18 protein-coding genes and 3 tRNA genes are annotated in these 25769 nt (G+C 63.3%); 16 read left to right on the forward strand and 5 right to left on the reverse strand.

The annotated features are described in order from the left end of the window. The first annotated feature begins 389 nt into the window (after window positions 1-389). Complete coding sequence (locus OW493_RS13310; RefSeq protein WP_176494292.1) at window positions 390-668, forward strand: hypothetical protein; 279 nt, start codon at window positions 390-392, stop codon at window positions 666-668. A gap of 115 nt (window positions 669-783) precedes the next feature. Here OW493_RS13310 and OW493_RS13315 read toward each other — a convergent pair whose 3' ends face one another. Beyond that, entirely contained in the window at window positions 784-1629 is an 846-nt protein-coding gene (locus OW493_RS13315) for an acyl-CoA thioesterase II (protein ID WP_077380196.1), read from the reverse strand. Window positions 1630-1783: 154 nt separating this feature from the next. Here OW493_RS13315 and tadA point away from each other — a divergent pair, with 154 nt between their 5' ends. Further along, on the forward strand, window positions 1784-2269 hold the full coding sequence (tadA, locus tag OW493_RS13320) for a tRNA adenosine(34) deaminase TadA (protein ID WP_217622062.1): 486 nt from the start codon (window positions 1784-1786) through the stop codon (window positions 2267-2269). Between the two features lie 56 nt (window positions 2270-2325). Here tadA and OW493_RS13325 read toward each other — a convergent pair whose 3' ends face one another. Together OW493_RS13325 and mltF are read right to left on the reverse strand one after the other, a co-directional pair. Further along, a complete protein-coding gene (locus tag OW493_RS13325; protein ID WP_077380192.1) occupies window positions 2326-4281 on the reverse strand; it encodes a diguanylate cyclase in 1956 nt (651 codons plus the stop codon). A gap of 97 nt (window positions 4282-4378) precedes the next feature. Beyond that, a complete protein-coding gene (gene mltF, locus OW493_RS13330; RefSeq protein ID WP_170877505.1) occupies window positions 4379-5788 on the reverse strand; it encodes a membrane-bound lytic murein transglycosylase MltF in 1410 nt (469 codons plus the stop codon). A 256-nt stretch (window positions 5789-6044) separates the two neighbouring features. On the opposite strand from mltF, the gene purL reads away from it, so the two are divergent. The 12 genes from purL (at window position 6045) to nadA (ending at window position 21731) form a co-directional block, all read left to right on the forward strand. Continuing rightward, window positions 6045-9959 (forward strand): phosphoribosylformylglycinamidine synthase, encoded by a 3915-nt coding sequence (gene purL / locus OW493_RS13335; RefSeq protein WP_289864395.1) that lies wholly within the window; start codon window positions 6045-6047, stop codon window positions 9957-9959. Window positions 9960-10198: 239 nt separating this feature from the next. After that, entirely contained in the window at window positions 10199-11845 is a 1647-nt protein-coding gene (locus OW493_RS13340) for an FMN-binding glutamate synthase family protein (protein WP_255303294.1), read from the forward strand. 225 nt (window positions 11846-12070) lie between these two features. After that, a complete protein-coding gene (locus tag OW493_RS13345; protein ID WP_289864396.1) occupies window positions 12071-12892 on the forward strand; it encodes a crotonase/enoyl-CoA hydratase family protein in 822 nt (273 codons plus the stop codon). Between the two features lie 234 nt (window positions 12893-13126). After that, window positions 13127-14902 (forward strand): DEAD/DEAH box helicase, encoded by a 1776-nt coding sequence (locus tag OW493_RS13350; protein ID WP_289864397.1) that lies wholly within the window; start codon window positions 13127-13129, stop codon window positions 14900-14902. A gap of 120 nt (window positions 14903-15022) precedes the next feature. Continuing rightward, entirely contained in the window at window positions 15023-16237 is a 1215-nt protein-coding gene (locus OW493_RS13355) for a tryptophan--tRNA ligase (RefSeq protein WP_169477286.1), read from the forward strand. A gap of 251 nt (window positions 16238-16488) precedes the next feature. Then, on the forward strand, window positions 16489-17526 hold the full coding sequence (locus tag OW493_RS13360) for a ScpA family protein (RefSeq protein WP_289864398.1): 1038 nt from the start codon (window positions 16489-16491) through the stop codon (window positions 17524-17526). After that, on the forward strand, window positions 17523-18626 hold the full coding sequence (scpB, locus tag OW493_RS13365; RefSeq protein WP_289864399.1) for an SMC-Scp complex subunit ScpB: 1104 nt from the start codon (window positions 17523-17525) through the stop codon (window positions 18624-18626). Before OW493_RS13360 ends, scpB begins: the two co-directional genes overlap by 4 nt. Window positions 18627-18916: 290 nt before the next feature. After that, a complete protein-coding gene (rluB, locus tag OW493_RS13370; RefSeq protein ID WP_240499734.1) occupies window positions 18917-19777 on the forward strand; it encodes a 23S rRNA pseudouridine(2605) synthase RluB in 861 nt (286 codons plus the stop codon). A gap of 258 nt (window positions 19778-20035) precedes the next feature. Then, a tRNA-Lys gene (locus OW493_RS13375) sits at window positions 20036-20110 on the forward strand. Between the two features lie 36 nt (window positions 20111-20146). After that, a tRNA-Lys gene (locus OW493_RS13380) sits at window positions 20147-20221 on the forward strand. Window positions 20222-20237: 16 nt separating this feature from the next. Then, window positions 20238-20312 (forward strand) — tRNA-Lys (locus tag OW493_RS13385). 360 nt (window positions 20313-20672) lie between these two features. Next, window positions 20673-21731, forward strand: coding sequence for a quinolinate synthase NadA (gene nadA / locus OW493_RS13390; protein WP_084209590.1), 1059 nt, complete (start codon window positions 20673-20675; stop codon window positions 21729-21731). 111 nt (window positions 21732-21842) lie between these two features. On the opposite strand, the gene OW493_RS13395 is transcribed toward nadA, so the two are convergent. Then, entirely contained in the window at window positions 21843-23345 is a 1503-nt protein-coding gene (locus OW493_RS13395) for a M48 family metalloprotease (protein WP_289864400.1), read from the reverse strand. 206 nt (window positions 23346-23551) lie between these two features. Between OW493_RS13395 and OW493_RS13400 the strand changes: the two genes are divergently transcribed. Then, complete coding sequence (locus tag OW493_RS13400; RefSeq protein WP_289864401.1) at window positions 23552-23857, forward strand: sulfurtransferase TusA family protein; 306 nt, start codon at window positions 23552-23554, stop codon at window positions 23855-23857. Next, entirely contained in the window at window positions 23854-24948 is a 1095-nt protein-coding gene (locus tag OW493_RS13405; protein WP_084207883.1) for an AI-2E family transporter, read from the forward strand. Before OW493_RS13400 ends, OW493_RS13405 begins: the two co-directional genes overlap by 4 nt. Before the next feature lie 166 nt (window positions 24949-25114). Here the strand turns inward: OW493_RS13405 and OW493_RS13410 are convergent, their stop codons facing one another. Continuing rightward, complete coding sequence (locus OW493_RS13410) at window positions 25115-25591, reverse strand: peroxiredoxin (protein ID WP_077380170.1); 477 nt, start codon at window positions 25589-25591, stop codon at window positions 25115-25117. Between the last annotated feature and the right edge of the window lie 178 nt (window positions 25592-25769).

The following is a 25769-nucleotide window of genomic DNA, read 5'->3' on the forward strand; positions in this document are numbered from 1 at the left end:
GATGGTAGTGTGGAGTTTCTCCATGTGAGAGTAGGTCATCGTCAGGCACTTATACCGAACCGCCCCTGCAGCCCAGCTGCAGGGGCGGTTCTCTTTGTGAGTGAGAAAAGTCGTGCTCTCAGAAGGTTGTGCGAGAGAGGACCATGGATAAGCGAAGCCCGCTGAAACATTGACTCAAGAAGCCGCTATCATTTTCGTGATAGCGGCTTTCTTGTTTATTGATCAGTGCGGAGGGTGAAGTACGGCAGTACTCTGCTGATGATCAGTCTCATGGGCAGGCATTCCACGTTCTCGGGGGATATTCTCTCTACTGCAGAACCTGATCGATGATTGCGATGTCATTGAATACCACGCACGGGACTATTCGTGAACGCGCGCAAGGAGGCGGCATGTCGAAATACTTTTCATTTATCCCATCAAGGTCATTGCTGGCAGCGTTGATGGTGCTCTTGATAGGTCTGACGGCTTCAGGAGCAGCATCTGCTGGTGAGCGTGAAGAGAAGATAAAACGTTGCCAGTTCATCAAGAACAAGATCGAATATTATACCGCCATGCGTCGTGGCGGTGGGTCTTCAGGCCAGATGCGTAGTTGGCAGTCTCAGCGCAATGACTACAAGCAGCGTTATCGGGACGAGAACTGTACGCGGGTCCGAACGGCACTGAAGTGATCTGCATCTCGTGGCAATGGCGGTGGTTGCAGCACGACCCCTTGGCTGCAAGTCAGAACAAACGATGCCCCTCAAGAGTGCTTCTCAAGAGGGGCATCGTCGTTCCATCGATCGTTCAGGAGCGTTGGCGCAGGCGCGTCAGCCCTTCCTGAGCGCTGGACGCGACCAATTCGCCATGGCGATTGTAGAGGCTGCCGCGCGAGAAGCTGCGAGCACCGCCTGCCCACGGGCTATCCATCTCGTACAGCAACCAGTCGTTGACGCGAACATCCTGGTGGAACCAGAGTGAGTGATCCAGGCTGGCCATCTGCAGCTCCGGGGAGCCGAAGCGGACACCGTGTCCTCCCAGCGCAGTGGCCAGCAGGTTGAAGTCGGAGCTGTAGGTCAGGAGATAACGGTGCAGAGCATCATCTTCCGGCAGCTCGCCTGAAAGACGGAACCAGAGGCGCTGACGAGGTGGCGCTGATGACGCGCCCTCGCTTGTCGTAGCCGGGGCCTTCATGCGCAGGAACTCGATGGGATGGCCCTCGTAACGTTCGATGCGTGCCCCCTGTTCGATCAACTGCTCAGGGGATTCGATATCGGGCATGGCGAGCTGATGCGTGAAGCCCTCTTCCTTGCCATGGAAGGAGGCGCTGCAGAAGAAGATGGTCTTGCCGTTCTGGATGGCGCTGATGCGTCGGGTCGTGAAGCTGCCGCCATCACGTACGCCATCGACCTGGTAGACGACTGGCTTGTGAGCATCCCCCGGGCGAAGAAAGTAGCCATGCAGCGAATGCACCTTCCGTTCCGAGGGGACGGTGCGTGTCGCGGCGGACAACGCTTGGCCAAGTACCTGCCCCCCGAACAGTTGTGGAAAGCCGAGATCCTGGCTGTGACCCCGGAAGAGATTCTCTTCCAGAGTTTCCAGCCCCAGCAAGGTGACGAGTGATTCAAGCGGTGTCGGTGAAGCGTCGGTCATCGTCCCATCCTTCAGGAAAAAGAGTCACGGCAAGCGGCTTTGATACGAGCAAATGAGCGCGTTGGTATTAGTCGGTATCATGTCGCTTGCGCCAATGACATCAGGATACCGGAGAATGACGGTGAGCGACGAGAGCGTGAGGTCTGAGGCGGCGATGCCTCGCAAGGATCAGTACTACATGCACCGCGCCCTGGATCAGGCGCGGCTGGCATTGGATGTTGGAGAGGTGCCGGTGGGGGCCGTCGTGGTGAACCCACAGGGGGAGATCATCGGGAGCGGGTTCAATGCCCCGGTCGGGACTCCGGATCCGACGGCACACGCTGAGATTCAGGCACTGCGTTCAGCAGCGGCCCGGCTTGGCAACTATCGGCTTGATGACTGCACGCTCTATGTCACCCTCGAGCCCTGCATGATGTGCAGTGGTGCCCTGATCCATGCCCGTGTGGCGCGCGTGGTATATGGTGCCGCTGAGCCGAAGACGGGGATGGTGGAGTCTCGGGCCAACCTCTTCGTGCAGCCGTGGCATAACCATCAGGTACAGATAGAAGGTGGGGTGCTGGCTGCCCAGGCGAAACGCCTGCTCAAGCAGTTCTTTGCCGAGCGGCGCGCTGCCGCGTTGCCAACCGATGCGTCACCCTGACTCGGCGCTTGCCATGACCCTGCGATGAAGCCGGTGCTTCAAGGGAGCATGAGGCTTCAGGCGGCGACCTGGACCTGATTGCGCCCACTGGACTTGGCGCGATACAGCGCCTCATCCGCCGCCTGGAGCAGTGCTTCCAGTCGCAGAGGTGCTCTGGCCACGCAGGCCATGCCAACCGAGACGGTGACGACACTGTCCGTGGCAGGCTGGGGGAGACCTGCCGCCTGTACGGCACGACGCAGCTCTTCCGCGAGCGTCCGGCCGACAGCACGAGGGCATTCGGGGATGCAGACGACGAATTCCTCGCCGCCGAAACGTGCCAGAATCCCTCCTGCTGCCTCGACAGGCGCTCGCGATACCGAGGCTATCTTCTGCAGATAGCGATCGCCCTCGAGGTGCCCCAGCTTGTCGTTGATCGATTTGAAGAAATCGATGTCCAGTATCATCACCGTCAGTGGCATCTGGCCATTGAAGGTCTGCACCTGCTCGAGGAAATAACGGCGATTGGGGAGCTGGGTCAGCTCATCATGACGTGCCAGCCATTGTATCTCGTTCTGCAGTCGCTCTCGGCGCGTCATCTCTTCCTTCAGGGCATCGTTGGCTTGCTTGACGATGCCATGCTCCTGGGAGACGCGGCGGTACATGTAGACCACCAGGAAGAGCAGATACGAGAGCATGATGCCGGTCAGGAGCGTGACTTCTGGCAGGCGGCCACGGCTTGCTGCGAGGTAATGCTGCGTCGGCTGCAAGCCCAGCGTCAGGTCCGTGGCGGGAAGTTCGATGGGGATTCGATGCCCCCAGGGAGCAAGACGGCTTTCCGGGCCTACATGAATGTAGACATTACTGCGTTCTGACAACGTGATGGCAAAGGCATCATTGCGGGCGGCATCCAGTGCCTGGTCCAGCAGCGGTGCCAGATCTACCACCATGGCGATGGCGCCGAGGATGTCTCCATCACGCGGATTGCGTACAGGCAGGTAGGACACCATGCCCTTGCCGCCCTGCAGGAGATCGATGATGCCGGTGTGGCCTTCAATGCCCAGCTCCAGCGGATTGCGCAGGGGGGTATCTGGCTGGGCATCAAATAGCCTCACGCCCAGCAGATCATGGTTGCCGCCCTTGTCGGGGAATACCAGAGTCACCACGCTGTCGGGATCAATGAAGGCGATATTCTGGAAGTAATTGAAATCATTGTAATAATTTCGTGCCAGACGTTGCCATTCACCCCGTGAAGGTGTCTGCCCCATCAGGCTCCAGAAGCCGGCGAAGCGCCGCATGGCATTGAGTTGATCATCGATCTCGCGTGACAGCTGTGTCGCGATCTTGTCGCCCAGTACATAGGTCGCCTGGTTGATGCGGTTGTTCTCATCCTTGGTCTGCTGTTGCCACGCCAGAAGACAGACGAGCGTGATGGAGGCAGAGATGGCCAGGGGTAGTACGTTGCGTCGCCACATGCGAGTGAGCGCTGGCAGCAGATCCAGCCATTGTGCAGCCAGAAGCAAGCCCAGGAAGGCAAGCAGCGTGGTTCGCTCCACCCCTACCAGCGGCATGCTGGCCACGGAGAGACTCGGGTCGGCGATGATGGCGAAGATCAGTATGAGAGTCGTCTGCGCCAGCTGTATCGTGGCGCCGAAGCCCAGGCGCATCCGCAAGAGAGAACAGCAGTTGAGCCCCAGGCATGCCAGCAGAATCAGAATCGGAGGGCGAATGTTGGCGACATGCCAGTCACCGGGCAGGGCGGTCAGCAACGCGCCCCAATGATCGACACCGACCCAGCTTTCCGGCAAGAGAAAGGTGCAGGTAAGCACCAGGTTGATGAGCAGGGACATGCCGAGAAACAGTGGACTGAGGAACAGGTTTCGCCAGTGCCACGCAGTCTGCCCTGCCGCCTGCAATGTCAGCATGATCAACAGCAGTGCATTGGCTTCGTGGCCGGCGCGAGGCCAGAGGCCCAGCAAGGCGACGCCGAAGGCAAGCAGGCCAAGCAACATCAAGATGAATCTGCGTGTCATTCCCTGTCCTTAGAAGCTCCTGATGCACCACGCCCCGTGCGCGCTTTTCTCGCCTGTCACGAGTCGCCGACAGGTTTCCCACTACCTTGTTCATGGATCACAGGATCGGGGGGACGGTATCGAAGGGGTTGTTGTCCCCTTCATCATCGGTTATCTGGCGCTCATTCAGCTGATAGAACTGCTGCTGACTGCGGTAAACATAGTTGAGTATTTCATAATACCGCCGGATGTTGCGTACATAGATGACAGGCTCACCACCGCGGGCATAGCCATAACGTACCTGTTGATACCATTGGCGTTTCTGCAGCAGAGGCAATGCCTCGCGCACATCCTTCCAGTGGTCGGGGTTGCCACCTTTCATGCGCACGATGCGCCTGGCATCCAGCAGGTGCCCGAGACCGACATTGTAGGCTGCCAATGTCATCCAGGTCCGGTCCGGCTCCTGAATCCCTTCGGGAAGACGCCCCTTTATACTCACAAGATAGCGTGACCCGCCATCGATACTCTGGACGGGGTCCAAACGATTGGCCACGTTCATCTCGCGGGCGGTGGCGTTGGTCAGCATCATCAGCCCACGTACCCCGGTAGGTGACGTCGCTTTCGGTTGCCAATGGGATTCCTGGTACCCCACCGCCGCCAGCAGTTTCCAATCGATGCCGGTATCGCGAGCGGCTTGCTTGAAGGTATCGATGTAGCGCGGGAGCCGCTCTCGTGCCTGGCGGATGAAGGTGCGAGCGCCCACATATTCCAGATAGTCATCATGCCCGAAGTACTGGTCGACCAGCTGGTCCAGGGTGCCATCCTCGCTGCGTGTCTCGAGAAAATCGTTGGCAGCGCTCAGCAAGGAGATATCTCCCTGCGCCGGGAAGGCCCAGGCCAGAGTCAATGGGTCCCCCACGGTGAAACCGTTCTCCACATTGGGGAAGAACAGCCGATTGAGCTTGAACTGGTGGGCGTAGACGACCGCCACGTCCAGGCTATCTTCTTCGATGCGCTGCAGGAGGTCGGCCACCTCGAGTTCGCCGGTTTCCTTCCAGCTGAGCTCGGGAAGCTGCTGTTGAAGCTCATGCAGAATCAGGCTGGTACCGGCTCCCTTGATGACGCCGATCCGCTTGCCGACCAGATCTTCAAGCTCTCTGGGCGGTTGCATTCCGCGTCGATAGACCACCATCGCCTGCAGTTCGAGAATCGGTCGAGTGAAGCGCAGCCCCTGCTCTGACAGGTCAAGAGGGAGGGTGGCGGCGGCAAAATCGGCCTGATCATCACGCACGCTTCGGGTGAGGGATTCGATATTGTGTTCTGCATCCATCGACAGGCTGACGCCGAGGTAGTCGGCAAAGTCTCGCGCCAGCTCATACTCGAAACCGGTGGGGCCCTGACGGCCACGGTAGTAGGTGGTCGGGCTGTTGCGAGTCACCACCTGAAGGAAGTCGCGCGTGCGAACATCGTCAAGCCGGGAGGGCGGGGCGATCAGGGTCTTTTCCGGCAACAGCAGGGCCAGCGCCATCACCACGAGCGCAAGCCACCGGCGCGAATGGCGCAGCAGTGCTTGCAGGGGCGTGATGAGGGAGGAAAGCGAGGTCTTGAGCATGCGTCAGCATCATTCACGGCAGGGGTTTCACCATACCGACAGCGCTTCACACTGTCATCCAACGCATGTGACTGTCGGGCTTCGTTCACGGGCGGCTTTCACGTATGATATGCGCTTGCTGCCGCCGCTCGGCGGTTGTCCGTTCACGCTGCTTCAGAGGCTTTCCCTGACCATGCTCGAACTGCGAGGCGCGCCTGCCCTTTCCGCCTTCCGTCACTCCCGTCTACTGGCTGCATTGCGCGAGCTGGTGCCGGAGGTGGAATCCCTTCATGCCGAGTACCTGCATCTGGCCGAGGTCGATGGTGAACTGAGCAGTACCGACCGGACCACGCTCGAGCGTCTGCTGGACTACGGCCCCAGTCGCGACGAGAGTTCTCCCGAAGGTCATCTCTTCCTCGTCGTTCCCCGCCTCGGCACGCTGTCGCCCTGGTCTTCCAAGGCCACCGACATCGCTGCCAACTGTGGTCTCCCGCAAGTCTGCCGCCTCGAACGTGGCATCGCCTATCGCATCAAGCTCGACGCCCCTCTGAGCGAAGAACTCTTCGCCACGCTGTCTTCCCGCCTGCACGACCGCATGACCGAAACGGTGCTGACGCGTACTCAGGACGCGGCGCGCCTCTTCCAGCATCAGGCCCCGGCAAAGCTTGCCCATGTCGACATCCTCGGCGGTGGTCGTGACGCACTGGTGCAGGCCAATGGCTCTCTGGGCCTGGCACTGGCGGATGACGAGATCGATTATCTGGTCGAGTCCTTCAAGACTCTGGGCCGCAATCCTGCCGACATCGAACTGATGATGTTCGCCCAGGCGAACTCCGAGCATTGCCGCCACAAGATCTTCAATGCGGACTGGACCATCGACGGCGAAGCGCAGTCGCACTCGCTGTTCAAGATGATCAAGAACACCTACCAGCATCATCCGGATGGCGTGCTGTCCGCCTACAGTGACAATGCCGCCGTCATGGCAGGCCCGACTGCCGGGCGTTACTTCCCGACAGGCGAAGGTCACATCTATACCTATCATCAGGAACCGATCAACATCCTGATGAAGGTCGAGACTCACAACCACCCGACCGCCATCGCCCCCTATCCGGGCGCCGCGACCGGTGCCGGTGGCGAGATTCGTGATGAAGGCGCGACCGGTGTCGGCTCCAAGCCGAAAGCGGGTCTGACCGGCTTCAGCGTCTCCAACCTGCGTATCCCGGGCTTCGAACAGCCGTGGGAGCACGACTACGGCAAGCCGGAGCGCATCAAGACCGCCTACGACATCATGCTCGAAGGTCCGATCGGGGGCGCTGCCTTCAACAACGAATTCGGCCGCCCCAACCTCAACGGCTACTTCCGTACCTATGAGCAGGATGCCTTCGGCGCCGGTGGTATCGAGCGTCGCGGCTATCACAAGCCGATCATGCTGGCGGGCGGCTACGGCAACATCCGCAGTCAGCACGTCGAGAAGGGCGACATTCCGGTCGGTGCCAAGCTGATCGTGATGGGTGGCCCGGCGATGCTGATCGGTCTGGGTGGCGGTGCCGCCTCTTCCATGGCCTCCGGCAGCTCCAGCGAAGACCTCGACTTCGCCTCCGTGCAGCGTGACAACGCCGAGATGGAGCGTCGCGTGCAGGAAGTCATCGATCGCTGCTGGGCGCTGGATGACAAGAACCCGATCTGCTTCATCCACGATGTCGGCGCGGGCGGTCTGTCCAACGCACTGCCGGAGCTGGTCAAGGATGGCGGTCGCGGTGGTCTGTTCGACCTGCGCGCCGTGCCGAGCGCCGAATCCGGCATGAGCCCGCTGGAAATCTGGTGCAACGAATCCCAGGAGCGCTACGTGCTGGCGGTGGCGCCGGAGAATCTGGCCACCTTCGAAGCGCTGTGCGAGCGTGAGCGCTGCCTCTACGCCGTGGTCGGGGAAGCACTGGAAGAGCACGAGCTGATCGTCAAGGATGGTCACTTCGATACGCGTCCGGTCGACCTGCCGATGGACGTGCTGTTCGGCAAGCCGCCCAAGATGTCACGCAGCTTCGAGCGTCAGGCGCTGGAACTGCCGGCACTGGCACTGGACAACCTCGACCCGCGTGAAGCGATGACCCGTGTGCTGCAGCTGCCCACCGTCGCCTCCAAGAAATTCCTGATCACCATCGGTGACCGCTCGATCACCGGCATGGTCGCGCGTGACCAGATGGTCGGTCCGTGGCAGGTGCCGGTGGCGGATTGCGCCGTCACCACCAGCTCCCTCGACAGCCACGTCGGTGAAGCGATGGCGATGGGCGAGCGCACGCCGGTCGCGCTGATCTCGCCGGCCGCCTCCGCGCGTCTGGCCGTGGCCGAGGTGATCACCAACCTCGCTGCCGCGCCGATCGCCAAGCTGTCTGACATCAAGCTCTCCGCCAATTGGATGAGCGCTGCCGATCACACCGGCGAGAATCAGGCGCTGTTTGATGCCGTCCACGCCGTCGGCATGGAACTGTGCCCGGCGCTGGATCTGACCATTCCGGTCGGCAAGGACTCCATGTCCATGCGTACCGCCTGGCAGGACGAGAACGGCGAAGACAAGTCGATCACCGCGCCGCTGTCGCTGGTGATGACAGGCTTCGCGCCGGTCACCGACGCCATGCGTACCCTCACGCCGCAGCTGCGTCGCACGCTGAATGGTGAGGCCGTGGAGACGGACCTGATCCTGATCGATCTCGGCCATGGCGCTCACCGTCTCGGTGGCTCCGCGCTGGCGCAGGTCTATGGACAGGTCGGCAATGACGCGCCGGATCTTGCCAAGCCGGAAGACCTCAAGCACTTCTTCGAGGCCATCCAGCGCTTCAATGTCGAAGGCAAGCTGCTGGCCTATCACGACCGCAGCGACGGTGGCCTGTTGACCACCCTGATGGAAATGTCCTTCGCGGGGCGTGTCGGTCTCGACATCTCCCTCGACTGGACCGCCGCCGAGCCGGGTCAGGCCACCGGCGCGCTGTTCGCGGAAGAGCTGGGTGCCGTGGTGCAGGTGCGTCGCGAGCACACCGAGTCCATTCTCGCCGAGCTCAAGGCCGTGGGTCTCGAGCACAGTGGTGTGATCGCCACGCCGCGTCATGATGAGCAGATCAACATCACGCTGCTGGGCCAGAACCTGCTCTCCACCACGCGTGCCAGTGCCGAGCGTCTGTGGGCCGAGACCAGCTATCGCATGCAGGCCGCGCGTGACAACGCCGATTGTGCCAAGAGCGAATTCGAGTCCATCAACGACGTGCGTGATCCGGGCCTCTCCGTCCAGGCCACCTTCGACGTCAACGAGGACATCGCGGCGCCGTACCTGAACACCGGTGCACGTCCGCGCATGGCGATCCTGCGTGAGCAGGGCGTCAATGGTCAGCTCGAGATGGCGGCAAGCTTCGACCGCGCCGGCTTCGAGGCGGTGGACGTCCACATGAGCGACATCCTTGAAGGGCGTGTCGATCTGGACACCATGCGGGGTCTGGTCGCCTGTGGCGGCTTCTCCTACGGTGACGTGCTGGGCGCCGGCGGCGGCTGGGCCAAGTCGGTGCTGTTCAATGCGCGTGCGCGTGAACAGTTCGAGCGCTTCTTCCAGCGTGACGACAGCTTCGCGCTGGGCGTCTGCAACGGTTGCCAGATGCTCTCCCAGCTCAAGGAGCTGATCCCGGGGGCCGAGGCCTGGCCGCGCTTCGTGCGCAACGAGTCCGAGCAGTTCGAGGCGCGTGTCGCGATGGTCGAGGTCGAGAAGAGCGCCTCGCTGTTCCTCGATGGCATGGAAGGCTCGCGCCTGCCGATCGCCATCGCGCATGGTGAAGGGCGTGCCGAGTTCCGCGACAGCGCTCACCTGCGCAAGATGCAGAGCAGCGGCCAGGTGGCACTGCGCTACGTCGACAACTACGGCCAGACCACCACGCGTTATCCGGCCAACCCGAACGGCTCGCCGTCCGGTATCACCGGTCTCACCACCAACGACGGGCGCGTCACCATCATGATGCCGCACCCGGAGCGTGTGGCGCGCGCCGTCACCAACTCCTGGCGTCCGGATGACTGGGAGCAGGATGGCGCCTGGTTGCGCATGTTCCGCAATGCACGTCGTTGGGTCGATTGATCCCGCGAGAGCGCGCAATGCACAGGTGATGATTGCCTGACCGACGCCCCCATGGTGAACGCCATGGGGGCGTCTTGCGTTCTGACTGACGCGCGAGCCGATTGGCTGGCGGCATCTGGCTCCCTCAACGTGGCGTTCCACGTCGGGAGCTGGGTGTCGGACGCCGGGTGGCTTAAGGTGGGGGATGCCTCGAGGTCTGGGGCACGAATCCCTGCCTGACACATTACAAGGATGTCGTGATGAAGCTGAAATGGTCGCTGTTGCCGCGTTATTCCGTCTTTCTGCTCTGTGTGCTGGGGGCTCTCGTCTGTCTGCTTCTGACGATGCAGACCCCCTGGGTGTGGCCGCTGGCCGTGATCTTTCTGCTGTTGGTCGCCGTCGGCATCAACGACATGCGGCAGTCGGATTACGCCGTGCGGCGCAACTACCCGGTGATCGGCAACATGCGCTATCTGTTCAAGGCGCTGCGCCCGGAGATGCGTCAGTACCTGTTCGAGTCGGATACCGACCAGCTACCGTTCTCCCACAAGCAACGTGAGCTGGTCTATGCCCGCGGACGCCAGCGCAATTCCTCGCAGCCCTTCGGTACCTTGCTGGATGTCTACTCCGACAGTTACGAATTCATCGGACACTCGATGCAGACCTCCGAAGTGCCTGACTTTCGTGACTTCCGTCTGACGATCGGCAATACGCAGTGTGCGCAGCCCTACAGTGCCTCGCTGTTCAACATCTCGGCGATGAGTTTCGGTTCGCTGAGTGGCAATGCCATCCGTGCGCTCAACAAGGGCGCGATGCTGGGAGGATTCGCGCACGATACCGGCGAGGGCAGCATCAGCCCCTACCATCGCGAATTCGCCGGCGATCTGATCTGGGAGCTGGGCAGTGGCTATTTCGGCTGCCGCACCGAGCAGGGGGGCTTCGATGCCGAGAAGTTCGCCCGTCAGGCGGCCAGCGAGCAAGTGAAGATGATCGAGATAAAGCTGAGCCAGGGAGCCAAGCCGGGGCATGGCGGTGTGCTGCCAGCCAGCAAGATCAGCCGCGAGATCGCCGAGACGCGTGACATTCCGATGGGCGAGGACTGCATCTCGCCGGCCAGTCACAGCGCCTTCAGTACCCCTGTCGAGTTGCTGGAGTTCATCCAGCGGCTGAGAGAGCTGTCCGGTGGCAAGCCGGTCGGGTTCAAGATGTGTCTGGGCCAGCCCTGGGAGTTCATGGCCATCGTCAAGGCAATGCGCGAAACGGGAATCGTGCCGGACTTCATCGTGGTGGATGGCAGCGAGGGCGGCACCGGAGCCGCGCCGACGGAATTCACCGATCACCTCGGGACACCGCTGCGCGAAGGGCTGCTGTTCGTCCACAACACCCTGGTGGGCGCGGGGCTGCGTGATGACGTGCGCATCGGCGCCAGTGGCAAGATCATCAGTGCCTTCGATATCGCCTGCGTGCTGGCCTTGGGGGCGGATTGGGTCAATGCCGCGCGCGGTTACATGTTCGCCCTGGGCTGCATCCAGTCGCTGAGCTGTCATACCAACAAGTGCCCGACGGGCATCGCCACCCAGGATGATTTGCGACAGAAGTCGCTGGTAGTGGAAGACAAGGCCGAGCAGGTCCGGCACTTCCACCACAACACCCTGCATGCGCTGGCGGAAATCATCGCGGCCTCGGGGCTCTCGACCCCGTGGCAGATCACTCCAGACCATCTCGTGCATCGCGTGTCGGAGAATGAGGTGCGTCTGTTCTCGCACCTGCACCCCTTCCTGACGCCCGGCGCCTTGCTCAAGGAAGCGGATGATTTCCCCTTCTATCGCCGCGTGTGGGCGATGGCTCAGGCGGACAGCTTCCAGTCACGCTCGCTGGCAGACGTCTCGGGTGCCAAGCGCGAATAGACGTCATGCAAGAGGGTGCCGTGTGATGTCGATTGGCCGGGTGTGGACCTTCTGCGACCAAACGACCGTTTCATGATGGCGTGCGGACAGCCACACTGGACCTCGAGATTGCGCTATCTGTCAGGTGTCTCGCAGATACCTCATGTCGACATGGGCATTGGCTGCCCGTCGTGTCTCGTGAGCAATCGCTGACCGCCGTTTCATTCGCCGTTCGAGGGAGCCGCCATGAGTGATGCCGCAAAGTGCCCGTCCGCACGCCGCGTGACAGTGATGATCAATGAGCATGTCGCCGATGTGCGCCTCAATCGACCCGACAAGCACAATGGACTCGACTGGGCGATGATCGATGCCATCCTCGGTGCCCAGGCAGAGTTGCGGGCACGTGCCGAGGAGGGAGGGCTGCGAGCCATCGTGCTATCCGGAGAAGGCGCCAGTTTCTGCGCGGGGCTCGACATGGCCGCCATCATGGGAGAGGCATCGCGGGTGCCGCAGTTGCTCGTCGCGGGGGCCAATGGCTGCACGCCTGAGCGCAATACCGTTCAGCAGCTGGCACTGGGCTGGCGGGATGCCGGCGTACCGGTGATCGCGGCCCTGCAGGGCAATGTCTTCGGGGGCGGGCTGCAGATCGCGCTGGGAGCGGATGTCCGGCTGTGTGATCCGGATGCGCGCCTGGCGGTGCTCGAGATCGCCTGGGGCATCATTCCTGACATGGGCATCAGCGTCACGGCACGTGGAGTGCGTCCTGACTGGTTGCATGAACTGAGCTGGAGCGGCCGCAAGGTTGCCGCCCGCGAGGCCCAGGAAGCCGGGCTCGTGACGCGCCTGGTCTCCAATCCGCGGGAAGAGGCACTGGCGCTCGCGCGGGAGATCGCGACACGTTCTCCCAGGGCGATTCGCTGCATCACCCGGCTGTATGCCGAGGCGCTGGCGGCACCGGAGGGCGAGGCACTTGCCCTGGAGGCCAGGCTGCAATCCGGCTTGCTCGGCCAGCCGGAGCACATGGAATGTGTTGGCGCCAGGCTTGAAGGCCGCACGCCGCGCTTCTGAGCGCACCTGACCTTCATTCGGGTTATCCACACCCGGTCGCTTTACCGCCGAGGGGCGGGATCAGGATAATGGGTCTTCTGCAGGTGGATGGCTGCCTCACCCCTCATGGGCGGCCATTGCCCCTCAACCTGTGCCCCTTTTCCGTGACCCGGCGAGCTCTCATGTCTGCACCACTCTTTCTGATCATGCCGCTGCCCATGGCTGGCCCACGTGTCCTTGCAGGGAACGGCCGGCATGTTTGAGCTACGTCCCTATCAGCAGGAAGCCGTCCGGCGCACCGTGGAGCATTTCCGCAAGAGTGACGAGGCGGCGGTGGTCGTGCTGCCCACCGGTAGCGGCAAGTCACTGGTGATCGCGGAGCTTGCGCGTATCGCGCGCGGGCGCGTGCTGGTGCTGGCGCATGTGCGCGAGCTGGTCGAGCAGAATCACGCCAAGTACGAATCCTATGGCAAGGAGGCCGACATCTTCAGTGCCGGCCTCAAGCGCAAGCAGGCCGCGCGTCAGGTGGTGTTCGGCTCGGTGCAGTCGGTGGTGCGCAATCTCGCGGCCTTCACGCTGGGTGAGCAGACAGGTGCGTTCACGCTGCTGGTGATCGACGAGTGTCACCGGGTCTCGCTGGAGAAGGACGCCAGCTATCGCAAGGTCATCCATCATCTACGTGAGCAAAATCCACGCCTCAAGGTGCTGGGACTGACGGCGACGCCGTATCGCCTCGGGCAGGGCTTCATCTTCCATCGTCATTATCACGGCATGGTGCGCGGTGATGACGACTGCTTCTTCCGTGACTGCGTGTTCGAGCAACCGTTGCGCCTGATGGTGCGCCAGGGCTTTCTGAGCGAGCCGCGGCGTGTCGATGTCGCCGTGGCGCGCTATGACTTCTCGCAGCTGGCACCGGGGATCGGCGGCAGCTTCCAGGAAGCCGAGCTCAACGAGGTGGTGCAGGGCTCACGCGCGACGCCAGGCATCGTGTTGGATATCGTCGCCCAGGCACGCGAGCGACGTGGGGTGATGGTGTTCTGTTCCACCGTCGAGCATGCCGAGGAGGTCACGGGGCTCCTGCCCGAGGGTGAGGCGGCGTTGATCACCGGTGAGACGCCCGGCGATGAGCGCGAGCGCCTGATCCATGCCTTCAAGGCGCAGCAGCTCAAGTATCTGGTCAACGTGGCGGTGCTCACCACCGGCTTCGATGCCCCGCACGTGGACCTGATCGCCATCCTGCGGCCCACCGAGTCCGTCAGTCTCTATCAGCAGATCGTCGGGCGTGGGCTGCGCCTGAGTCCCGGCAAGACGGACTGCCTGATTCTCGATTACGCCGGCAATCCCTGGGATCTCTACGCGCCGGAAGTCGCCACACCCAAACCAGCAGGGGATACCGAGATCGTGCAGGTCGAGTGTCCCGTGTGCGGCAATGCCAACCTGTTCTGGGGGCGCAAGGATGGGGAGCTGGTGGTGGAGCACTTCGGGCGGCGCTGTCAGGGGCTGGTGGAGTCGCCCGACGGCGAGGGCAAGCCGCTGGTGCAGTGTGATTTCCGCTATCGCGCCAAGGCCTGTCCGCAGTGTGGCGAGGCCAATGACATCGCCGCGCGCCATTGTCACGCCTGTCAGGCGCGGCTGGTGGACCCTGATGACAAGCTGCGCGATGCGCTCAAGCTGCGTGATGCACGGGTGCTGCGCGTCAGCGGCTGGCAGCTGGAGGAGACGCGCAACGGGCGGGGACTGCCGCGTCTGAAAGTGACCTATTACGACGAGGATGGCACCGATCTGTCAGAGTGGTTCGCGCTCGAGACGTCCGCTCAGCGCCATGCCTTTCGCCTGAGTTTTCTCGCCCGGCACCTGCGGGCGCCGGGCAGTGACTGGGCGCCGAAGGACATCGCCGAGGTATTGGCCGGTGAGGAGCGCCTCAAGGCCCCTGACTTCGTCATCGGGCGCAAGAGCGGCCGCTACTGGCAGATTCGTGACAAGCTGTTCGATTACGCCGGGCGCTATCGCACCGGCATCGCGGCGGGGTGAGTCGTCTGCGTGACGCAGAGCATGACGCCCCCCGTACGAGACACGACGTCACGGGGATGCTGATCGGGGGCCGGGATTGGTAGACTGGCCGCTTCATACGTTTCAGGGAGAACTCACAAGGTGAGTGCCACCGATACCTCGGCCAGGCTGGTGTCCGGCTTACGCCCCAGCGGACACCTGACGCTCGGACACTATCATGCCGTGATCCGACGCTGGACCGAGCTGCAGTACCACCACGATGCCTATTTTCTGATCGCCGACTGGAACGCGCTGGCGGTCAGTGGGCATGCGCCCCATGAAATCGAGCAGTACAGCTGGGCCATGGTCATCGATTGCCTTGCCTGTGGGATCAACCCCAAGGTCGCCACCCTGTTCATCCAGTCCTGGGTGCCGGAGCTGACCGACGTGCACATGATCCTGTCCAGCGTGACGCCCAAGGCATGGCTGGAGCGTCTGCCCAGCTATCGTGAGATGGTGGCGGGACTCGGTGAGCAGCAGGGGGCCAGTTTCGCGATGCTGGGTGCCCCTCTGATGCAGGCGGCCGACATCCTGGCGCTGCGGGGCGAGGTCGTGCCCGCCGGACCGGAACAGCGCGCGCACATCGAGTTCACCCGCGAGGTGGCGAGGCGCTTCAACCATCGTTACGGACGCGACGCCGGCTTCGAGGAGCAGGCGGAGCGGGCCATCGCGCGACTCGGCAAGAAGAGTGGTCGCCTGTATCGCGAATGGCTGAGTGACTATCAGGAAGAGGGTGATCTTGAGGCCTTCGAGCGCGCGCGTGGACTGCTGGCCGAGACCAGCAAGCTCAACCGCAATCAGCAGGAGCGCCTGCTCGGCTATCTGGAAGGCGGCGGGCGGCGCATCCTCGGTGAGCCGGAACACTGGCAGGGGGACAGCCAGCCGCTGCTGGGCATGGAACTCAAGACCCGGCTATCGTCGCATGAGGAGGCCATCTTCCTGCGCAGTGGGCGTGCCGAGATAGATGCCAGCGTGCGCGAGATGCCCACCGACCCCGCGCGGGTGCGGCGCAGTGATCCGGGCGACCCTGAACGTTGCCCGCTGTGGAGTCTGCATGAAAGCTTCACTCCCGAAGCGGACCGCAAGTGGGCGGCCGCAGGCTGTCGTGAGGCCAGTATCGGCTGCCTGGACTGCAAGGGCTGTCTGGTCGAGCATATCGATGCCACCCTGACGCCGATCCGCGATCGCGCCGAGGCGCTGGAAGGCGAGCATGGCAAGGTACGTACCATGATGACCGAGGGTGCCGAGCGTGCCCGGGACACCGTTCGCGATACTCTGGATGAGCTGCGACGCGTGATCGGCCTCACCTATCGGTGATCGGCCTTGTACAGGGCCTCGCGAATCCGGCAGGTCCCCGCGCCACCATGACCTTCGATCCCATCGTGACTCTCGGTACCATCATGCTCTCGGTACCATCATGACTCTCGGTACCATCATGACTTGGGGGATGGGCCCTGAACGGCTAGAATGCCCGTCCCCCGGTCGCCGTGCGGCTCGATGGTGCCTCCGACGACCTGGTGCATCCTCCGCCCTGGTTCTCCCGACTTCAGCCTCCTGCAGGAGACTTCATGAGCGACCTGCTCGAAGGCGCCAGCTTTTCCCTGACCGATGGGCATCAGCCCGCTCCGCTGATCACCGCACCTGCAGCGGGATCGGCCGTGCTGGCGCGCGTCAACGACACGCCGCTCACTGAGATGCCGCAGGATCTCTACATCCCGCCTGAGGCACTGCGGGTCTTTCTCGAGACCTTCGAGGGGCCGCTGGATCTGCTGCTGTATCTCATCCGTCGTCAGAACCTCGACATCCTCGCCATCAACGTCGCGGCCATCACGCATCAGTACATCGAGTACGTCGAGCTGATGCACGCCATGCAGATCGACCTTGCCGGGGAATATCTGCTGATGGCCGCCATGCTGGCGGAGATCAAGTCGCGCAGCCTGCTGCCGCGCCAGCCGAAGGAGAGTGATGATGACGAGGAAGAGGACCCGCGCGCCGAGCTGATCCGGCGTCTGCAGGAGTACGAGCAGACCAAGCTGGCCGCCGAAGGGCTGGACGAGATGCCACGCCAGGGGCGTGACTGGTTCGTCGCCACGGCGGAGCTGCCGGAGCTGGAGACGCGTGTCGTCCACCCTGAAGTGGACCTCTCGGAGCTGCTCGGCGCGCTGTCCGGTCTCCTGCGTCAGGCGGATCTCGTCCAGGCGCACACCATCTCGCGTGAGGTGATGTCGACCCGTGAGCGCATGCTGGCGATCATGAATCTGCTGAGCCACGAGCACTTCACGCCCTTCGAGAGACTGTTCACGCTCGAAGAGGGGCGTGCCGGCGTGGTGGTCAGCTTCATGGCGATTCTGGAGCTGGCCAAGGAGGCGCTGATCGAGGTCGTGCAGAATGCGCCGCTGTCGCCCATTCACGTGCGTGCTCGTACGCCGGAGCCTGACAGCGAGGACGACGAGGACTGGCTGGCACTGGAATTCGCCGACGAAGACGAGGTGGCGGCCGACCAGGGGGCGTTCGATGACGCAGCGTACGATGACGCGGCGTTCGAGGATGCGCAGACGTCACCTTCCTTCCCCCCATCCGACGAGCAGGAGAACGCGCCGTCATGAGTTCGCGCGATGCCCCCCTCGACCAGATCATCGAAGCGGCACTGCTGGCTGCCGGTGAGCCGCTGACGCTGGAGCGTCTGGCGGGATTGTTCGATGAATATTCAAGCCCCACCAAGCCTGCGCTGCGTGAGGCACTGGGCCGGCTGGGAGAGCGCCATCCGGCCGACGCCAGTGCGTTGGAGCTGATCGAGACCGCCAGTGGCTGGCGGCTGCGTGTTCGCCAGCAGTTCTCTCCCTGGGTGTCACGGCTGTGGGAAGAACGCCCGCAGCGCTATTCTCGCGCTCTGCTGGAGACGCTGGCGCTGGTGGCCTATCGTCAACCGGTGACCCGTGGTGATATCGAGCAGGTGCGTGGCGTGACGGTCAGCTCTTCCATCATGCGTACCCTGGTCGAGCGCGGCTGGGTGCGGGTGGTCGGGCACCGTGACGTGCCGGGGCGGCCGGCGGTCTTCGCCACCACGCGCCAGTTTCTTGACGACTTCGGGCTCAAGACATTGGAAGAGCTGCCGCCGGTGCATGAACTGAAAGGCTTCGAAGGACTCGAACAGCTGGAAGCGGAGCTGTATGATGTGCCGCCCTCACAGACCTTGCCGCTGCCGGAAGACCCGGATGGCGAGGGCGACGGGGAGGCATCGGCCGATGATGCGCCGGATTCCGCTCCGTCAGGTCCTGATGCGACAGCCGTTGATGCGGCAGCCGCTGATGCGACAGCCGTTGATACGGCAGCCGCTGATGCGCCGTCAGCCGAGACTTTCTCGGACGAGACGTCTTCAGACGAGACATCGTCAGAGACGACGGGGGCTCAGGTGCCCGCCGACTGGCAGCCGCCGGAGATCACCGCCGAGCAGCTGGAGGAGGCGCTGAAGGCGCGCGCGCTCGATGTCGCGGATGATTCACCGAATACCGCAGGACCCTCCGCCTCACAGGCGGAACATGATCACGCCGGGATGGCGTCCACCGGCTCGGGGTTCGACTTCGCCACGATCGAAGCGCGCCTCAGCCAACGTTTGCGCGGTGCAGAAGATGAGGACGGGGCTGGCGATACGCCACCCAATGACTCCTCCGCTGCCGGGACCGTCGATGATGACGACCCTGCGTAAGCGAAATTCCTATTGATGAAATGGTTCATGTCATGAGCAAGACAGACACTGATAAGCGCAAGGCGTCACGCCAGAACGACGGCAAGTCGACCACTGGCAAGGCCTTCGCGGGCGGCAAGGCGACGGACAGCAAGGCGGCTGGCAAGCACGCTGCCAGCAAGGACGGCGCACAGCCGCGTCGCGACATGGGCAAGTCCACCCGTGGCAGCAAGGCCAATGTCGGCAAGAAGCCGGCCGCCGCCGAAGCCCCGGAATTGCGTCCGCTGCCGCCGCAGGCCAAGGGCGACAAGCTGGCCGACGACGAGAAGCTGCAGAAGGTGCTGGCGCGCTCCGGTCTCGGCTCACGCCGTGAGATGGAAGTCGCGATCAGCGCTGGCCGCGTCAAGGTCAACGGCAAGGTCGCCCAGCTGGGAGACCGCGTCGGCCCCAACGACCAGGTCAGCCTCGATGATCGCCCGCAGAACCTCAAGGGTGCCGAGGAAAGTGCGCGCCGCGTCATCATGTACAACAAGCCGGAAGGCGAGCTGTGCACGCGCAAGGACCCGGAAGGCCGTCGTACCGTCTTCGAGCGTCTGCCGCGCCTGAAAGGTGAGCGCTGGATCGCCATCGGTCGTCTGGACATCAACACCAGCGGTCTGTTGCTGTTCACCACCGATGGTGAGCTGGCCAACCGTCTGATGCACCCGTCGACCCAGATCGAGCGTGAATACGCCGTGCGTGTCATGGGTGAGGTCAAGCGCGAGCACGTCGTCAACATGGTCAATGGCGTCATGCTGGAAGATGGCCCGGCGCGTTTCACCGACGTGCAGGAATTCGGCGGCGAAGGCATCAACAGCTGGTTCCACGTGGTGATCATGGAAGGCCGCAACCGTGAGGTTCGTCGTCTGTGGGACTCCCAGGGGCTGACCGTCAGCCGCCTGAAGCGCGTGCGCTACGGCAACATCTTCCTCGACAAGCGCGCTCGCGCCGGTGAGTGGGTGGAGATGGAGCAGAGCGAGATCGATGAACTGTCCACGCTGGCAGGTCTCGAGCACCGCAAGGCGCCGGCCCTGACGCCGGACGAGCAGAACCGCTGGAGCCGCGACAAGCAGAAGCGTCGTCCAGTGCGCGCCATGAAGAAGCCACCGCAGCGCACACGCAAGCCGCGCTGAGGCTCTGCGGAGATCGCGTGCCTTGCGCTCGCCATCTCCGGCTGGCCTTCCGTGGGCCTGACGTGCATGTCAGCCTCGACATGCCGTCGGCAAGTCTCGCAAGCCCGCGCCTGTCGCGGGCTTGCGTGCATCTGGACGGTGGATGGCGTGGGGCTCTCGGGGCGCCATGAGCGGTCAAGCTGGTCATTTGCTTGAAGTTTTTTTGCAAAAGACTTGCGTCGTCTCAGGAATGGCGGTATCTTACGCCCCGCTTCGCAAGGGTCGTTAGCTCAGTGGTAGAGCAGTTGGCTTTTAACCAATTGGTCGAAGGTTCGAATCCCTCACGACCCACCATTTCTCGAAATGGTCTCTTGCAAAGCACCCGGCGGCGGGTCGTTAGCTCAGTGGTAGAGCAGTTGGCTTTTAACCAATTGGTCGAAGGTTCGAATCCCTCACGACCCACCATCCGCCACCCAGTTTTGGGTCGTTAGCTCAGTGGTAGAGCAGTTGGCTTTTAACCAATTGGTCGAAGGTTCGAATCCCTCACGACCCACCAGATCTTGCCCCGTGCCTTCATTGGCGCGGGGCAATTTTTGTTATGCGTCAGAAAGATTCCGCGGCGTTGCCTCGACCTCACGCCCGGGTACCTGGCGTGAGGTCGACTGGAGCGGGGAGCGTGGCAGGCGTATCCTTGTGCGCGAGCCACGGCTCATGTCCTTCAGAGGATGACGCTCGACAGGACACCGCCAAGGGCGATAGACGCCCAAGGCACCAGTTGCAGTCTGGGGAGCCCAGCTGCAGCGCAAGGGAGGGCCGCCACGCGCCGTTCGTGCTCATGGCCGGGCCCTGACCCACTCAGCACAGGGGGAGCCCCTGTGGGCTAGGTGAGAGACACATGAACAGCCTGACAAATGCCATGCCGGGTCGTGAGGCCCACGATAGCGTCCGCGAGCAGGTGCGAGAGCACCTCGCCCGTGCGTACTGCCCGACCCGTCCCGCGGCAGGGGATGCCGCGCTGATCGCCGAGATCAAGCAGCTGCTCATCAAGCGTGATGCCGTGCTGGTCGCCCATTACTATTGCGATGACGCCATCCAGCAGCTTGCCGAGGACACCGGCGGCTGTGTCGCGGATTCCCTCGAGATGGCGCGCTTCGGCGCCCGTCATGACGCCTCGACGTTGATCGTCGCCGGCGTTCGCTTCATGGGCGAGACCTCCAAGATCCTCTCCCCGGAGAAGCGCGTGCTGATGCCGACGCTGGAGGCGACCTGCTCGCTGGATCTGGGCTGCCCGGAAGACGAATTCGCCGCCTTCTGTGATGCCCATCCCGATCGCACCGTGGTCGTCTACGCCAACACCTCGGCGGCGGTGAAGGCGCGTGCCGACTGGGTGGTGACCTCCTCCATCGCCGTTGACGTGATCGAGCACCTACACGCGAAGGGCGAGAAGCTGATCTGGGCCCCGGACAAGCATCTGGGCGCCTATGTGCAGAAGCAGACCGGCGCTGACATGCTGCTGTGGGATGGTGCCTGCATCGTGCATGACGAGTTCCGCGCCCAGGGCATCACCGACCTGCTCAAGGTCCACCCGGACGCCGCGGTGCTGGTGCACCCGGAATCGCCGCAGTCGGTGGTGGAGCTTGCCGACGTGGTGGGGTCCACGTCCCAGCTGATCAAGGCCGCCGTCGAGCTGCCTCACGAGCAGATGATCGTCGCCACCGACCGCGGCATCTTCTTCAAGATGCAGCAGGCAGCACCGGGCAAGCAGTTGTTCGAGGCGCCGACCGCCGGCAATGGCGCGACCTGCAAGAGCTGTGCGCACTGCCCGTGGATGGCGATGAATGGTCTCGAGAATCTGGCCGCGGTGCTGCGCCGTGATCCCGCCGAGGCCAACGGCGAGGAAATCTTCGTCGACGACAGCCTGCGTGAGCGCGCGCTCAAGCCGCTGACCCGCATGCTGGAGTTCAATCGTGGCTGATCACGCCGACGCCTGATCGACGAGAGGCGCTGCAGGCAGGCGACGCAAACCGCCGCACCCGAGGAGTCGGGGCGGCGGTTTTTCATTGTCGGCGGGAAGGGGCGGGGGAGATCAGAACGCTTCGATGGCGTTGCGGTAGTCCTTGAAGTCCTCACGCCGCGCATTGATGCGATTGGCCAGCGCGAAGTCGTCTGCCTTGCGCGCCGCCTCATCGGCCAGTTTCAGCTGGGCGAAGGCACTGTCCATGCGTCCCTCGAGCTGCTCGAATTCCGCCCGGTACAGGAAGGCTTCGGCCTGATGCCCGCTGCGGCCACTGGCCTCGGCCGCCAGATTCCAGACCTTGGGATCATCGGGATGTTCGCGGCGCATGTCTTCCAGCTGTTGGCGTGCGCTGGCGGGGTCCTGCTGCAGCCTGACCTCGGCAAGTGCCAGGCGTGTCGGCAGGTAATCCGGCTGCAGGCGCAGCAGGCGTCTGGCGCGTTGCGTGGCCTCGTCATAGCGACGTGCATCCCGGGCGACCTCGATGGCACTGGCGCTGATCAGGGTGAGGTCGGGATGCTTGTCGTGCAGGCGGTCCAGCGCCGCGAGGGCGCTGTCGATCTCGTGACTCTCGGCGGCCGCCAGTGCCTGGTAGTAGGCGATGGCATCCGGATCGGCTGAATCCTCACGCAAGGTCACCAGCCCCTGGGAGGGCTGGCTCAGGTTGAGCGCCAGCAGGGCGCGGGCGCGTATCATCTCGTAGGCCAGCGTGCCCAGCGGATCAGGGGTCGCGGTCTCCAGGGCATCGGCACGCGCCTGGGTGTCACCGATACGTGCTTCGGTGACCGGGTGCGTCAGCAGGAATTCCGGCGCGTTGCTGCCCTGCAGGCTGGCCATGCGCTGCATGGCGCGAAACATGCGGGGCATGGCCTCGGGGTCGAAGCCGGCACGCGCCAGCGCCTCGATGCCGACACGGTCGGCCTCCTGTTCGAAGCGGCGTGAGTAGGCCAGCTGATCCGAGATCGCCGCCGCCTGGGTGCCGGCCATGGTCGCGAGACCGGCCGAGCCGCCACCGCCGGCCGCGATCACCATGCCGGCGAGAAAACCGGCCAGTGTCGGCAGGCGAGTTTCAGCCTGACGTTCCATGTTGCGGGCAAAGTGATGCTGGGAGAGGTGGCCCAGCTCGTGGGCGAGCACGGAGGCGAAGGCGTCGCGGTCCGGCGCGAAGGCGAACAGCCCCGTATTGACGCCGACCACGCCGCCGGGCACGGCGAAAGCGTTCAGCTGACTGCTGGCCACCAGGGTGATGATGAAGTCATTGCGGTCCAGCTCACTCCAGGGCGCCAGCTTGCGAACGATGCCATTGATCCAGTCCAGCGTGATAGGGTCATCCCATTCACGCACGTGGGCGCGGAACTGGCGCAGCCAGGCGCGTCCGATACGATATTCATCGTTGCTGGAAATGCCGCCGCTGGCGCTCCCCAGGTCCGGCAGTCCATAGTCGTTCTGCGCCACGGCGGGGGGGCTGGCCAGGGAGGCACCCATCAGCGTCAGGCTGAGCAGCAGGCTGGATAGGGTGACGCGTGTGGTGCGTGCGTGACGAACGCGACCGCTCAAGGGGGACAGCAACGACATGCAGGCAATCCTCTTCAATAAGGTGCAAGGCACAGTCGGCCCGCACGACACATGAAGTGAGCCGGACTGACCTGGCGACCCCTCACTCTCAGGGAGTGGCGGGGCGGAAAGTTGCTTTGTCAGGCAAGGTGCCCTTAAATCGGGGCGTTTTCAAGCTGCACCCTTCATGCGTGTGGCAGAACATCATAACGAGAACGGAAGGGCAGATGGCATTCGAACGACCTGGCGCTGAGACTGCGAATCCGACGGCTGATTCCACGGCCGATACCCACCTGACAACGCTCGATGCGCGCGGCCTGCACTGTCCGTTGCCGCTGCTGCGCACCAAGCTGGCACTGGCTGGCATGAGTGCCGGCGAGCAACTCGAGGTCCTCGCCAGCGACGCCGGCGCCTGGGGTGACATCCCCGCCTATCTGGCGCTGAGCGATCACGCGCTGGTCTCGCGTGAAGAGACGGCCGCGGGTGATTATCGCTTCGTGATCAAGGCGCTCGCGGAGGATGACCCCTCATGACCATGAAGACCCTGTTGCGTGGCTGGTTGGAGCGCTATTTCTCCGATGAGGAGGCGGTGGTGCTGTTTCTGGTGCTGGTGCTGGTCTTCGCGGCCGTCATCTGGCTGGGCAGCATGCTGGCGCCATTCTTCACGGCCTTGATCGTCGCCTTCCTGCTGCAGAGCGGCGTGAGCTTTCTGGAGCGGTTCGGCTTGCCGCGTCTGGCCGCCGTCAGTCTGATGACGCTGGTGTTCATGGGCATCATGCTGGCCAGTGCGCTGATCCTGTTGCCGCTGGTCTGGCATCAGCTGGCCAATCTGATCCAAGAGATTCCCGGCATGTTCGCCTCGGGACAGCGCTGGCTGGGCGAGCTGCAGCAGCGCTTCCCCGGCCTGATCACGCCGGAGCAGGTCCAGCAGTGGGTCGGCGCCGCCGGGCGTGAGCTGACCCAGTTCGGGCAACGTGCGGTGTCCCTGTCGCTGGCGTCGCTCGGCAACCTGATGGGCGTGGTGATCTATCTGGTGCTGGTGCCGATCCTGGTGTTCTTCATGCTCAAGGATCGCGAGCGGCTGGTGGAGTTCACGCTGGCATTGCTGCCGCGCAAGCGCCTGCTGATGAGTCGGGTGTGGAACGAGATGGATGACCAGATCGCCAACTTCGTGCGCGGCAAGGTGATCGAGATCGTCATCGTCGGTGGCGTCAGCTACGTCACCTTCGTCATCTTCGGATTGCCGTACTCGGCGCTGCTGGCCATCGTGGTCGGTTTCTCGGTGCTGATTCCCTACATCGGGGCGGCGGGGGCGACCCTGCCGGTGGCCGCCGTGGCCGGTTTCCATTTCGGGCTGGGCGATACCTTCATGTACGTGATGATCGCCTACGGCATCATCCAGGCACTGGATGGCAACGTGCTGGTGCCGTTGCTGTTCTCGGAGGCGGTCAATCTGCACCCGGTGGCGATCATTCTGGCCGTGCTGTTCTTCGGCGGGATCTGGGGCTTCTGGGGCGTGTTCTTCGCCATCCCGCTGGCCACGCTGATGAAGTCGCTGCTCTACGCCTGGCCGCGTCGTTCCCGCGCCGAGGCAGGCCTGCCCGAAGAAGAAGTGCAGGGCTGAGCGCATGCCCCGGGCCTCGTCCCGTGTCGCCTGCATGAAAAAGCCCCGCCGATCGGCGGGGCTTTTTCATGGGTGAGTGGCGGCGTTTCACCGCCATGGCCCTCCAGCAGGACCCTTGCGCACAGGCAGGCCTTGACGCTCGGGGCTTGCAGCCTTCCGGCGAGCATCACTTGCCGGCGTCGAGCTCGCGGGCGGCGTCCAGCACTTCCTCGACATGGCCCTTGACCTTCACGCCACGCCATTCGCGCGCCAGGTTGCCGTCGGCGTCGATCAGGAAGGTGGAGCGCACCACGCCGAGACTTTCCTTGCCCATGAATTTCTTCATGTGAATGACGTCAAAGATCTTGCACAGGGTCTCGTCCGGGTCGCTGATCAGCTCGAACGGGTAGCCCTGCTTGGCCCGGAAGTTCTCGTGGGTGCGCAGACTGTCGCGGGAGACGCCGAGAATCACGGTGTTGGCCGCTTCGAATTCCTTGAGGTGGTCGCGGAAGTCACCGCCTTCGGTGGTACAGCCCGGCGTGTGGTCCTTCGGGTAGAAATAGATGACGGCTTGCTTGCCCTTGAGGCTCGCCGGGGTGACTTCGGTGTCACTGGTGGCTTGTGCGGTAAAATCGGGAATTGGCTGACCGAGGCTGACGCTCATCGTGCTCTCCTGGCGATGACTGACGGCCATGTGGCGGCTGACAGTGTGGAATGAGGAAAAAAACCGGCAGTCATGGGCATCGCGCTTGCCCGGGTCTGCGGTATGTCCTGCATTACACGCAGGGCGCCCGAACTTGTCAAAGACGGGGCAGAACTCTTGTGTTTCACCGCCTTGGCGA

The organism is Cobetia sp. 14N.309.X.WAT.E.A4 (assembly GCF_030397495.1).
GTDB classification, from domain to species: Bacteria; Pseudomonadota; Gammaproteobacteria; order Pseudomonadales; family Halomonadaceae; genus Cobetia; species Cobetia marina.